Here is a 12,761-nt window from a genome sequence, read left to right on the forward strand (position 1 = left end):
GAAGTCCACTTCGATGCACAAACCTTCGCGATTGAAGTCCGCTCTCGGGACATCGCTGCGCGATACCCTGCCGTGCAGCGATCCAGAACGTTCAGTGTTCTGATCGACCGACCATCCGCAAGCTGGTCTGCCATGAAATCCCCTCTCGGCAGATTTGCTCTGCAAATTGCCTGCCGGGCAGCGATCGACCAAGTCTCATTGGGCCTATCAGGCACCGCCAGCGGTTCCGGCTTGTCGCGCTTCAGCCGTTTCTTGGGCTTGATCCGCAGGTTCAGCGCAAGCTCGCAGTAGATCCGGTAGACACGTTTGTGGTTCCATCCATAGCCCTGGGCATTGCGCAGATACAAAAAGCACAGACCAAAGCCCCAGCTACGCTTGTTGGTGGTCAGGCGTTCCAGCCAGTCCGCAATCTCTGCGTTCTCATCATTCAAAACAGGGCTGTAACGATAGCACGTCTCGCTGATCCACTGCCCGGCAGTCGAAACGCAGTTTCGATGAGAGGGTGGAACGCCCGGCAGGCCAGAGCGATGCTGACCCCATATTGCGCAACTGCATTCATGGCCATCCGTTGACCGGTAGGTGAATGGCACATTCACCGAGAGGTTCTCGCCTATGAGACGGCCTTAACGCTTTTTTCCATGCGCTTCCTTCAGCAGGTCGTTTTGCATGCTCATCTCGGCATACATGCGCTTCAGACGACGGTTCTCTTCCGCCATATCCTTCATCTCAGACATCAAAGACGCGTCCATGCCACCAAACTTGGCTCGCCATTTGTAAAAGCTTGCGCTGCTCATTCCGTGCTCGCGGCACAGCTCAGAGACCGGCACGCCACCCTCTGCCTGCTTCAACACGGCCATGATCTGTGCGTCGCTGTATCGTCCGTTCTTCATCGTAAATCTCCTCAGATATCTTGCCGAGAAAATTCTACTTTTGAACACCACTATTTTTAGGGGGATTACCCTTAGGATTGATGCGTTGGCGTTTTCTGGTATTCGCGATAGGCATAGTGTCATGCAGCCAGATTTCGCAACCATATTCCCTTTACGCCACGGGCGGGTCCATGAAGCCTGTGGACCTGCGGCGGCGGCTTTTGCAGCAGTCGCAGGCAGCGTGACGCAGGGTATGACGCTATGGATAAGTCAATCATGGGCGGGCGAAACGGTGAACCCTTTGGGTCTTGCACCTGTGCTGGATCCGGCGCTGCTTTTGAGTGCGCGCACAGATAATCAAACCGATAGTTTGGCCGTGGCAGAGGAGGCGTTACGCGATGGCGCGCTGGCGTGTGTGCTGATCGATATCACCCGTCCGCTGAACCTGCGCGAGGGGCGGCGATTGCAACTGGCAGCCAAAGCAGGTGGGACGACAGGGCTGTGCCTGATCCCGGAAGGTATGGGATCTAACGCCGCAGAAACCCGTTGGCGGGCGCGCCCATTGTTTGATCCAGATGACAATGACTCGACTCTGATGCAGTGGGAAATTATTAAGAACAAATCGGGAACAATGGGTACCTGGAATGTTCGATGGTCTCAAGAAGCGCGTCGTGTGTATGTGGTTTCCCCGGTTGGCTTCCGACCGGGCACTGAAGGCACGTCCTGTTGAGGCGCCATTCGCGCTTTCCCTCCATCAACAAAACACCGACCGGATTTACTGCCTGAACCAGCATGCCGAGGGGCTGGGTCTGCATCGTGGCATGAGCCTTGCAGATGCGCGTGCGTTTTGCCCAACGCTGGTTAGTCAAACCGCGCGCCCTGATCTGGACGCGCGATTCCTGGCAGCCCTGCGCCGATGGGCAACGCGCTATTGCCCTTGGGTCGCGCACGATGGTGCGGATGGTCTAATTTTAAATGTCACCGGCTCGACACATTTATGGGGCGATGAGGCGGCGATGCTACAAGATATGCGACAGCGCGCGCAACGGGCTGCGATCACACTCCGCTTGGGGGTGGGTGATACACGAGGCGCGGCATGGGCGTTGGCGCATTATGGAAGCACGACGGGCGCGTTGGAGCCGCTGCCGGTGGCGGCGCTACGGCTGGAACCTACCACGGTCACCGCGCTGCAACGTCTGGGCCTGGGCCGTATCGGTGATCTGGCGGCGACGCCGCGTGCGCCGCTGGCGCGCCGTTTCGGCCCCGAAGTGCTCCGCCGCCTCGATCAAGCCTTGGGCGACCTGCCCGAAAGCATCAATCCTGCCCCTGAGCCCCCCCATTATGGTGTCCGGCTAACATTTCCCGAACCAATTGGCCTGCTTGGTGATGTGATGGGCGCAACCGCGCGACTGCTTGATCCGCTCTGCGCCAAGTTGCACCGCGATGAGGCCGGCGTGCGCCGCCTGTTACTGACCCTACGCCGCGTCGATCGGGACAGCCAGCAGATCGAACTGCGCCTTGCCAGTGCGATGCGCGATCCGGTGCGCATCCTGCCGCTATTCGAGCGTGGCGTCGCGGCGGTAGATGCGGGCTTTGGCATCGACGTGATGCGGCTGGAGGCGGTGGGAGTTGAACCGCTGCCGGTGCAGCAAATCACCAGTGTGTCGCAAGACCAACCCGACCAGTTGAATGATTTGATCACCCGTATCGGTACCCGCATCGGGCTGGAAAATATCCAGCGATTCTTGCCCGCCGACAGCCACATCCCCGAGCGCAGTTTTACCATCGCCCCCGCCGCCTTCAGCGACCCCGACAAGGGCTGGGTCTGCCTGCGGCCCCGTCCGCTGCGGCTGTTTCCCCCCGAACCATTGACAGCGAAAGGGGCAGCGCCTCCCAAACGGTTTCGCTGGCGCAGTATGTCATTGACCACCGGGCGCGCCACGGGGCCGGAACGCATTGCGCCCGAATGGTGGCTTAGCGACGAAAACTGGCGCTCGGGATTGCGCGATTACTGGAAAATCGACACCCGCGAGGGCCGCCGCCTATGGCTGTTTTACACCCCCCAAGCTCCCGCATGGTTTGTCCACGGAGAATTCGCATGAGCTACGCTGAACTCTGTGTCACCTCAAATTTCACTTTTCTGACAGGGGCGTCGCATCCCGAAGAGCTGATGTTGCGCGCTGCGGAACTGGGGCTCAGCGCCATTGCCATCACGGATCGCAACACGCTGGCGGGCGTGGTGCGCGCCTTTAGCGCCCTTAAAACGCTCAAGGATGAAAACGAGGCCGCGCTGCGTCTCTGCTCCAGCGCGCAGACCGACACCTGTTCACGCCAAGAGGTCGGTACCCCGCAGGATTTGAGCCTTTCCCACCGCGTGCCATTGCCCAAGCTTATCGTCGGCACGCGGCTGGTGCTGCGCGACTGCCCCGTGGACTGGCTGGCGCTGCCCACCGATCATGCGGCCTATCAACGGCTGTCACGGCTACTCACCTTGGGCAAACGGCGGGCGGGCAAGGCCGAGTGCCATCTGGATCAGGCCGATCTGGTACAGGGGTGTCAGGGCATGATCATGATTGCCCTGCCACCACCTGACCTTGCCCAAGCGCTTGTCCCTCTTCAAACACTGGCCCGTCACTATCCAGGCGCCGTCTTTTTGGGCGTCGCGCCGCGTTATGACGGCTCCGATCAGGCGTGGTTTACCGCCTGCGCCGCTCTGGCTTTACGGGCTTCGACGCCGATGGTCGCGGTGGGGGATGCACTGATGCACCACGGCGCGCGCCGCCAACTCGCCGATGTGCTGACCTGCCTGCGTGAGGGGGTGACGATTGATCGCATTGGCACCCGCGCGCTGCCCAACGCCGAGCGGCGGCTGAAAGCGCCGGCCGATATGGCGCGGCTTTATCGTCACCATCCCGCCGCACTGCGCCGCAGCGTTGAGATTGCCGCGCGCTGTAGTTTTGATCTGTCGGAACTCAGCTATGACTATCCCAATGCACAGGAGGGCGCGGAAACGGCGCAACAGCGCCTGACCCGCCTTGCCCATGAGGGCGTCGCCCGCCGTTATCCTCGTGGGGCGCCTGCACGGGTCCACAACCTGCTCCAAAAGGAGCTGCACCTTGTGGGCGAGCTTGGCTATCCCGCCTATTTTCTCACCGTGCATGATATCGTTGCCGAAGCACGCGCGCGCGGCATTCTGTGTCAGGGGCGCGGGTCGGCGGCCAATTCGATCATCTGCTATCTGCTTGGGATCACCGATGTCAGTCCCGACATGATCGGCATGGTGTTTGAACGGTTCATTTCACGTCATCGCGGCGAGCCGCCCGATATTGATGTCGATTTCGAGCACGAGCGGCGCGAGGAAATCATCCAGTGGATTTACGAAAAATACGGACGCGATCGGGCGGGGCTTTGTGCCACCGTGATCCATTTCCGCTCGCGGGCCGCGATCCGCGAGGTGGGCAAAGTCATGGGCCTGTCTCAGGACGTCACGGCCGTTCTGTCCGGGCAGATTTGGGGGACCTCCAATGGTGGCGCGGATCCCGCGCGCATCCGTGAATTGGGGCTGAACCCTGACGATCAGCGCCTTGCGCAGACGCTCAAGCTGATCGGGGAAATCATCGGATTTCCGCGTCACCTCAGCCAGCATGTTGGCGGTTTCATCATTACCCAAGGTCGGCTTGATGAACTTTGCCCGATTGAAAACGCGGCGATGGAAAACCGCACCGTGATCGAGTGGGACAAGGATGACATCGACACGCTGGGCATCCTCAAGGTCGACGTGCTGAGCCTTGGGATGCTGACTTGCATCCGCAAGGCGTTCACCCTGCTGGAGCGGCATGAAAATCAACGTCTGACGCTGGATACCGTCCCGCAGGAAGACAAGGCGACCTATGATATGCTGACCCGCGCCGATGCGGTCGGGGTGTTTCAGGTCGAAAGCCGCGCCCAGATGAATTTCCTGCCGCGCATGAAACCGGCGACCTTTTACGATCTGGTGATCGAGGTCGCGATTGTGCGCCCCGGCCCCATTCAGGGCGGCATGGTCAAACCCTATATCCGCCGCCGTCAGGGCCTGGAGGCGCCCGAACCTTTTGGTCCCGCGCTGATGGAGGTCACGCGCAAGACGCTGGGCGTGCCGTTGTTTCAAGAGCAAGCGATGCAGATCGCCATCGTCGGCGCGGGTTACAGCGCCGAAGAGGCCGATCAGCTGCGCCGCTCGCTCGCTTCGTTTCGCCGGATGGGCACCATCGGCGCGCACCGCGACCGTTTTGTGGCGGGGATGATGGCCCGAGGCTATCCCCAAGAGGTAGCGCAAGCCTGTTTTGCCCAGATCGAGGGCTTTGCTGACTACGGGTTTCCCGAAAGCCACGCCGCCGCCTTTGCCATGCTGACCTATGTGTCCTCTTGGCTCAAATGCCATCATCCGGCAATCTTTGCCTGTGCCTTGCTGAATTCCCAGCCGATGGGGTTTTACGCCCCCGCCCAGATCGTGCGCGACCTGCGCGAACATGGCTGCGAGGTGCGCCCGATCTGCGTCAATCACAGCGCTTGGGACAACACGCTGGAACGCCGCACCGACGGGACGCTGGCGCTGCGGCTGGGGTTTCGCCAGATCAAAGGCTTTCGCGCCGAGGATGCGGGGTGGATCGTAGGCGCGCGCGCCAATGGCTATCCCGATCCCGAAAGCCTGTGGCTGCGCGCTGGTGTGTCGCCCGCCACGCTCGAACGTCTGGCCGAAGCGGATGCGTTTACAGGGATGAACCTCACGCGGCGCGACGCGCTCTGGGCTGTGCGCGCGATCCGCGCCCCCGCGCCGCTGCCGCTGTTTGCCGATCCGCTGGACGGCGAGGGCCTGCGCGAGCCGCAGGTTAGCCTGCCCACGATGCATCTGGGCGAGGAGGTGGTCGAGGATTACGTCGCGCTGCGCCTGTCGTTGCGCGCACATCCGATGGAGTTGCTGCGCCCGACGATGACGGGGCTGACGCCGCATGCCGAACTGGCCACAGCGCCTTTGCGCCGCACCTCGGTCTGTGGCCTCGTGATTACCCGCCAACGTCCCGGCACCGCGTCGGGGGTAATTTTCCTGACGCTGGAGGATGAAACCGGCGTGTCCAACATCGTGGTCTGGCCCAAGGTTTACGAGCGGTTTCGCCGCATCGTGATGGGCGGGCGACTGTTGCGGGTGACGGGACGGTTGCAGCGCGAAGGCGTGGTTGTGCATCTGATCGCCGAACAGGTCGAGGACCTGTCAGGGCGTATCGCCGATCTTGGCCACCCGATGGACGATGCCGTGGGCATCACCAACCCGCCCGCCGACGACGCTCCACGCCCGCCCCGCGACCAAGCCCGCGCCTATCACCCGCGCGATCAGGCCAAACGCTTATTCCCAAGCCGCGATTTCCACTAAGGTCTGGCACAGTGCCTTCGGCCTAATCTGGCCTCATTCCATCGCGGCGACGCAGGACAGAGCGGCAAACTCGGCATTGGTATCATCGTAGCCAACGACAGGAACGTCCCGCATCTTATCCGTTCACCCGTTTTGCCGCAAAGGAACGGATTTCTTGGGGTCTGCCGTTCGAACGCTGTGCGGCTAGAGCCCGAAGAGAGCCCAGTTTGACTGATGCTGCGCACTGACCCAATGTCTGCTATCAATTTATTTCATCGCTCAAGTATGAATCTGAAAAACTGAATGCCGTTCGTATGTAGTGCCGCGCTAAAGCCCTCATAATATCGGCAGCAACAGATAGCCTGCGCGTTTCGGAGGACATATCAGCATCGGACGCAAAATTTTTGGACGCGTGTGCTGCTGCGACGCGACAATTCTCATACACGTACTTTTCAACCACTTTTTCCTGCCTGTCTTCATTGAAACGCTTTAAGCGCTCCGGTAAGACATCCTTGCAAGCTTCGTCAAAAACGTCCTTTATCCATTCACGGGTGGTTCGCCCAATTTCTCTGCTATCCAAGTGTTTGAAACCTGTCTCAAAAACTTTGAAGAAGCTCAGCACTTCCTACGATGCAATTCCGGCCTCGGAAGCATTCAATCCTTCCCGGTAGTAGGAAAGGCAGTTTAACAATTCTTTATCCTCGGGCAGTGATCGATAGAACATCCAAATCAACATTGTCGAGGACGCCATATCACGCCTTGGCACGGGTACGGGTACAGGGTTTCCAGACCAACCTTCTCGCAGGATAGCGTGACGATCATCACACCAAGAAAGAACACTCAAAAAGCGGTTGATAAGAGTTCTGGCATCTTCGGTCGCAATACGCCTGTCCTGAAGGTCGATGCTGATTGAATGCGAGTTTTCATTGGTTTTGGGAAAAAGCACTAAATGATGACCGCCGAACTCTACTCGCGTTGGTTCCTTTGGCCAAGTGACAGTGGTATCTACGCCAAAGTTTAAGAAACTTGATCCTCTGCGCGCACCAAGGCCGTCGTGGAAAGCGTTACGCTCCTCTTCTGTTTCGTATTCTCGCCAATCTGTTTCCAATGGCCGGTTCAAATGACGCGAAATGTCGATGTCACGTTTTAGCTCATGAAAGAACTCTCGGTTGAGGACAAGTTGGCGGGTATTGCTCGACAACGGGCGGTCATGATCAAAGTTTTTTTCAGCTCCTTCAGCTGCCATAGTCAGAGCATATTTCGAAACATACGAAGTCGTTTTCCGTTGGCCCTCTTCTTCGAAAAGAAGCTTCGCTTGGTATTCATCGTTTCCAGGAATTCGGGCTATTGAAAGCGTAAGCGAAACAAGAGCATGGCAATTTGAGTCTTTGCTGAGTAGCGCGGCCATCGCCTCCTCGAGAGACGCCGCTTTCTTAAACGATGCAGCGACACCACCGACAGGCCGAAGATCGCCCATTATGAGTGCCACATGGCCGGCCCATCCGCTAAATGTCGGCACAAAACCTAAAACGGCCCGTGCGATCTCACTGTTGGTAAGACGCTGCGCGGCCCTTTCTCGCCCGCGGGGAAGTTGCCCATACCCCCGTAGGCTTTCAAATCACTTTAGTGTCTCGTCATATGATCGCGGTTCAGCAAGTCGACGATGAAGAAGAAGGGTCAGGTTTTTTGCATACATGGCTATTGCTTAAACTTGCGCACATGAATCATCAATAATGGTCTCAAGCAGACTTTGGCGCCGCCGCAGCGAATGGTGGCTTCGTCCGCACTCGACTAATTGGTGCAAGATGCGGCGAAAGGTCGGTTTGAAATCCACTGAGATCGACAACATTGAATGGCCGCTTCCGCGACTTAAGCTGCATCGCAGCATCAAATTGACTGCAACTGCGAGGAAATGCTGCGTCAGCAATAGCCGCGCGTGCTTAAGGCCGCTTTGTCCGCGTCTTGTTCTTTCAGACCTGACCTTGGTGCAATTCGCTGCGAAGGTGTCAGGAGAGCCCATACCGTGAATCTGGTTTTCATGCTGCTTGCGCTCGCAGCGCCGAAAATGCTGCGTCATCGTGAAAATTGGCGCAGCCGCGCAGTGGGGAAACCAGCCATTCATTCAGAGTACAGCAAGGGTCAGGGGTCAAATTCACAAACTGCGGACAAACTGTTCTTTCGCCGCAAGTGTCCGAATGTCCGCTTTGGCGCACCGTTTAACAGTCGTCTTTTTCGGGCATTGCAAGATATCGACGTCTCACGGATCACGGTACCTATCGATCTAAGTAATTGTTGAGTATACACGCGGCATCATGCGTTTATTGGCCATCCACAAATCAAAGCTACTCGTCGTCTTTGCACTCGTTTGTGCACTGGCAAGCACGGGCTTTGCGCATCGATTTGTGAGCCAACCGGTTGACCCCGCTCTGGCAGGTTATGTTTCTGCGGGTGGATCACTGGCGGATATCTGCGGGGAAACCGAAGGCTCGTCGCACCAGAATGTACAGACCTGCGAAGCATGTCGACTGGTGACCGCTGTTGTTCTGCCGGACCATGGTCCGGCTCGCAGTGTGCCCTTCGGCAAGCTGTCTACCGTTCAGGTTCCCGTTGCAGACTTGGATATGCAATCTGCCCCACTGGACCTGTCTCGTGCGGCACGCGGCCCTCCAACCGTCTGATCTTTTCCTTCACATATTAGATCTGACAACAGGCACCTCGCAGGGCGAGTGTGCTGTAATTGGAGAACCCTCATGGTTTCTATCGACCCTACACAGGTGTCGCAGGCCGCAGATACTGCGCCCGTCACCAATAAACTTTATCGTGCCGCATGGCGCTGGCATTTCTACGCAGGCCTTTATGTCATTCCCTTCCTCATTATGCTCGCTGTAACGGGCCTGCTTATGTTGTGGATCAGCGTGCTGTCTGGGCGTGATGGCGAATGGATAACGGTCACTCCGGCTGGCGATCCGATGGCTGTCTCTGTGCTGTCCCAAGCCGCTGTCGATGCAGTTCCCGAAGGCACGCTTGTTCAGTACGTCGCCCCCCGCGCGGCGGATCTCGCAGCAATCTTCCGCGTCGATGCGGGCGAGGATGCTATCATGGTTGCGATCAATCCCTACACTGGCGAAGTGCTGTCTGAAATGTCGCGCCGTGCCGGATGGTATGATTTTGCCAACGACGTCCACGGCACGATCCTGCTGGGTGTTACAGGCGACCGGATGATCGAGATTGCGGCCTCGTTGGCGATGGTACTGCTTGCAACCGGTTTGTATCTTTGGTGGCCGCGCGATGGCCAAGGGCTGCGCGTGCTTGTTCCCAATCTTGCCGCCCGGGGCCGGTCGCTGTGGAAAACGCTGCACGCGACGATTGGTGCGTGGATTTCCATTTTTCTGGTGTTCTTTCTGGTGTCGGGTCTGTCATGGGCCGGCATCTGGGGCGAAAAGTTCGTGCAAGCGTGGAATACGTTTCCCGCCGAAAAATGGGGCGCGCCCCTTTCGGACACCACCCATGCCAGCATGAACCACGGTGCCACCGAAGAAGTGCCTTGGGTGCTGGAACAAACGCCGATGCCCGCATCGGGGTCTGATGTTGGTGCAACCGGATTAGCCGACGGTGTTCCTGTTACGCTTGATACGGTTGTCGCGTTTGCACGGCAAATCGGGTTCGACAACCGGTTTCAATTGAATGTGCCAAAGGGGGATACTGGAGTTTGGACCATCAGTCGCGATTCCATGAGCAATGACAGCGCCCATCCCACAGACGACCGGACTGTTCATATCGACCAGTATACCGGCAATATCCTCGCTGATGTGAAGTTTGCCGACTACACGGTCTATGGCAAAGGTATGGCCGTTGGAATTGCGCTGCACGAAGGCGACATGGGCTGGTGGAACGTGGCTTTGAACACCATCTTTTGCCTGTTGGTCATCTTCCTCAGCATCAGCGGCGCCGTCATGTGGTGGATGCGCCGCCCGTCCAAGGCAGGGCGGCTCGCCGCGCCCCCCATGCCACGCGACATGCCGCTTTGGCAGGGTGCTATTTTCATCGGGCTTGCCGTCTCTCTTGCCTTCCCGTTGGCCGGACTGACATTGCTGGCGGTTCTGGCCCTGGATGTGCTTGTGCTTTCACGCATCCCTAAGCTGCGACGGGTTTTGTCGTAACCAGTAGCTGTACCAGCCTCCAAGGCTGGCACAGCAACCTTCGAGACCAGTCAAAGGCCGCTCGGCGTTGCGATGGTTAAACTGGAGACCATATTTTGTGGCCCTGAGCCCCGATCAAAACCAAAGCGAGGGTTGACGTGTCACGCCTCCCTACCGCTTCTTCGGCTGGGGAACAGTATCGATTGGCGCCTTGCTTAGTGGTATCGTCGTTGGGGTTGGAGAGCTGTTTCTTCTGACCTGCCCCCCTAGGCTCCCTCACTCATAATGAAAGTCTGCGGGTCTGGTTTTCATATTCCTCGGTGTCGGTTTGGGCAAGCGCGCCGGGCGCGGAGCCCTCAAATTGCTCAAGCGTCCAGCGCGCTTTTGCGGGCGTTTGGTTTCCGAGCGATGAGTGAGATCGGGCATTGTTGTAGTGATAGCGCCAAAGCACCAGCTTTCTGCACGCATCGTTCAGGTTGTCGAACACCTCCTCGTTCAGGAGCTCATCCATTGCCCGGCAGACGATTTGGCAAAGCCAAATCTGCCGAGAGGGGGTACAGGTTCTCACGGCAACAATCATCATTCACGCCAAGATGCGGAACCTGTGGGATGCGCCGCACGTGTCAGACAGAAAATCCAACGACCGGCGTTCGCCAGTCCTCAGTGCCTCCGCTATCGATGTGCGAGAACCTCGGGCCTGAACCTGTCCCGCTTTTGTGCCGCCCCAAGTGTTCGTTTAAGCCACCTTTCGTTCTAAAGCGACGGAGCTTTTCCAACCCAGTGCTGAGTGACGGCGGCGCGGATTTTAAAAGCCATTGATGCATTCAAAGATCGCCACCTCAACCTTGCGTTGGGTTTCCCTTGGGTGCCGCCGGATTAGTCCGGCCTTGATGGTTTTGAAGAAGGTCTCAACAGCCGCATTATCGTAGCAATTACCCTGCCAGACATCGATACCTTGAACCCATTCTTGCGCAGAATCTTTTAGTAATCGATAGAATGATATTGCGATCCGTCTGATGGATACGGCCTTCGGGTGGTTACCTGAACGCGGCGGCCATTTTCAGCGCCCCGATCGCCAGGTCGCGCTTCATCTGATTACTCACAGCCCAGCCGATGACGCGCCGGGAATGTAGGTCCAGTATGACAGCCAGATCCAACCAGCCTTCGCGGGCTCACACATAGCTGATGTCGCCAGCCCATTTCTGGTTTGGCGAGCCTGCTGTGAAGTCACGATCCAACAAGTTTGGCGCAATATTGCATTTGTGGTCGCTATCCCCTCTCGACAGATTGCTTTGCAATCGCCTGCGGGACAACGGTTGTCACGCGATGTTCAGCCGCTCAAGCTTGGCGTTGTCGTCTTCCAACGACCTCATCTCGGCAACGGCAGACACCTCATTACGGACATACCTGGACTTGTATTGGTAGAACGTGCCCTGACTGAAGCTGAGCTTACGACAAACCTCCGCTGTGGGCATTTCGGCTTCCTTTTCTTTGATCATCCCAATGATTTAGGCTTCCGTGAAACGGCCCTTTCGCATTCGTTTTCTTCTTCAAAAGGTTGAGCAAACTCTACATCAGAACGAGGGAAATTTCGGGGGGGGGGCAGGTCACGCCGGGGAAACCACGATAACTGCGGCATGGCCGCCAGCTCACTTTTGAGTGATTGCTCAATTATATATTTGAGCAATCACTCAAATACGTCTACTGCAGGTTCATCAACATGAAGAGCTACTCCTGAAAGGACCTATCATGGCCACCTTCACGATCCATACCATCGAGACTGCCCCCGAACCCGCTAAGCCGTTGCTGGAAACGTCATTTAAAAACAATGGCCGCATTCCGGGCCTGCACGGCACGATGGCGGCCGCGCCACCGGTGCTTGCGGCTTACCACTTTGCCCACCAACAGTTCATGGCAACCACCTTGACCGCCGAAGAAAAAACCGTGGTTTGGCAAACAATCAACGTTGAGAACAACTGCCATTACTGTGTGCCTGCCCACACCGGAATCGCGAAAATGATGAAGGTAGACGATGCCATCACCGAGGCTCTGCGTGATGAAACGCCGCTACCAACCGCGAAGCTCGAAGCTTTGCGCAGCTTTACCTTGGCGATGATCCGTGACCGTGGGTTCGTCTCCGACGCAGAAACACAGGCCTTCTTGGACGCGGGGTTCACGGAAACCAACATCCTTGAAATCATTCTGGGCGCGGCGCAAAAATTGATGTCCAACTACACCAATCATTTCGCAAAAACGCCCGTTGATCAGGTTTTCCAAAAATTTGCTTGGGAAAAGAAAACGGCGGTGGCTGCTGAATAGTAAATGGCCGGGGCGGGCGACCGCTCCAGCCGTTCATCCTTTGCCCAT

7 protein-coding genes and 5 pseudogenes are annotated in these 12,761 nt (G+C 57.7%); 5 read left to right on the plus strand and 7 right to left on the minus strand.

The features are described 5' to 3' along the window. A pseudogene (locus tag DI396_RS16710) lies at positions 1-890 on the minus strand (transposase); the annotation flags it as partial. Between the two features lie 121 nt (positions 891-1,011). On the opposite strand from DI396_RS16710, the gene DI396_RS09915 reads away from it, so the two are divergent. Genes DI396_RS09915 through DI396_RS09925 form a run of 3 tightly spaced genes read left to right on the plus strand, consistent with a single transcriptional unit; the run spans position 1,012 to position 6,276 of the window. Next, positions 1,012-1,599 carry an ImuA family protein gene (locus DI396_RS09915; RefSeq protein ID WP_110796073.1) on the plus strand — a complete coding sequence of 196 codons (588 nt, stop codon included), beginning with the start codon at positions 1,012-1,014 and terminating at the stop codon, positions 1,597-1,599. Next, complete coding sequence (locus DI396_RS09920) at positions 1,514-2,971, plus strand: Y-family DNA polymerase (RefSeq protein WP_110796074.1); 1,458 nt, start codon at positions 1,514-1,516, stop codon at positions 2,969-2,971. The genes DI396_RS09915 and DI396_RS09920 overlap by 86 nt, the downstream gene beginning before the upstream one ends. After that, positions 2,968-6,276 (plus strand): error-prone DNA polymerase, encoded by a 3,309-nt coding sequence (locus DI396_RS09925; RefSeq protein WP_204362833.1) that lies wholly within the window; start codon positions 2,968-2,970, stop codon positions 6,274-6,276. The genes DI396_RS09920 and DI396_RS09925 overlap by 4 nt, the downstream gene beginning before the upstream one ends. A 241-nt stretch (positions 6,277-6,517) precedes the next feature. Here the strand turns inward: DI396_RS09925 and mauJ are convergent, their stop codons facing one another. Further along, the gene (gene mauJ / locus DI396_RS09930) at positions 6,518-6,877 is read right to left on the minus strand and encodes a methylamine utilization protein MauJ (RefSeq protein WP_110796076.1); all 360 of its coding nucleotides are present in this window, start codon (positions 6,875-6,877) and stop codon (positions 6,518-6,520) included. 3 nt (positions 6,878-6,880) lie between these two features. Next, complete coding sequence (locus tag DI396_RS16435) at positions 6,881-7,732, minus strand: hypothetical protein (RefSeq protein ID WP_162617203.1); 852 nt, start codon at positions 7,730-7,732, stop codon at positions 6,881-6,883. Between the two features lie 1,273 nt (positions 7,733-9,005). Between DI396_RS16435 and DI396_RS09940 the strand changes: the two genes are divergently transcribed. After that, entirely contained in the window at positions 9,006-10,415 is a 1,410-nt protein-coding gene (locus tag DI396_RS09940) for a PepSY-associated TM helix domain-containing protein (RefSeq protein WP_110796078.1), read from the plus strand. Positions 10,416-10,674: 259 nt separating this feature from the next. On the opposite strand, the pseudogene DI396_RS16930 reads toward DI396_RS09940, so the two are convergent. The 4 pseudogenes from DI396_RS16930 to DI396_RS09955 all read right to left on the minus strand — a co-directional run. Next, positions 10,675-10,905: pseudogene (locus tag DI396_RS16930) on the minus strand (integrase core domain-containing protein); the annotation flags it as partial. A gap of 45 nt (positions 10,906-10,950) precedes the next feature. Further along, positions 10,951-11,097: pseudogene (locus DI396_RS16935) on the minus strand (IS3 family transposase); the annotation flags it as partial. Between the two features lie 33 nt (positions 11,098-11,130). Beyond that, positions 11,131-11,668: pseudogene (locus DI396_RS09950) on the minus strand (IS3 family transposase); the annotation flags it as partial. A 57-nt stretch (positions 11,669-11,725) separates the two neighbouring features. Then, positions 11,726-11,893 (minus strand): annotated as a pseudogene (locus DI396_RS09955) (transposase); the annotation flags it as partial. 250 nt (positions 11,894-12,143) lie between these two features. Between DI396_RS09955 and DI396_RS09960 the strand changes: the two are divergent. Further along, a complete protein-coding gene (locus tag DI396_RS09960) occupies positions 12,144-12,713 on the plus strand; it encodes a carboxymuconolactone decarboxylase family protein (protein ID WP_110796080.1) in 570 nt (189 codons plus the stop codon). Positions 12,714-12,761 lie beyond the last annotated feature (48 nt).

It is taken from the genome of Litorivita pollutaquae (genome assembly GCF_003205515.1).
GTDB lineage: Bacteria > Pseudomonadota > Alphaproteobacteria > Rhodobacterales > Rhodobacteraceae > Litorivita > Litorivita pollutaquae.

Bases quoted from the DNA above. Each gene is read 5' to 3' on its own strand.
- DI396_RS09915 (WP_110796073.1), top strand. From the start codon at position 1,012: ATGCAGCCAGATTTCGCAACCATATTCCCTTTACGCCACGGGCGGGTC.
- DI396_RS09920 (WP_110796074.1), top strand. From the start codon at position 1,514: ATGTTCGATGGTCTCAAGAAGCGCGTCGTGTGTATGTGGTTTCCCCGG.
- DI396_RS09925 (WP_204362833.1), top strand. From the start codon at position 2,968: ATGAGCTACGCTGAACTCTGTGTCACCTCAAATTTCACTTTTCTGACA.
- DI396_RS16435 (WP_162617203.1), bottom strand. From the start codon at position 7,732: ATGGGCGATCTTCGGCCTGTCGGTGGTGTCGCTGCATCGTTTAAGAAA.
- DI396_RS09940 (WP_110796078.1), top strand. From the start codon at position 9,006: ATGGTTTCTATCGACCCTACACAGGTGTCGCAGGCCGCAGATACTGCG.
- DI396_RS09960 (WP_110796080.1), top strand. From the start codon at position 12,144: ATGGCCACCTTCACGATCCATACCATCGAGACTGCCCCCGAACCCGCT.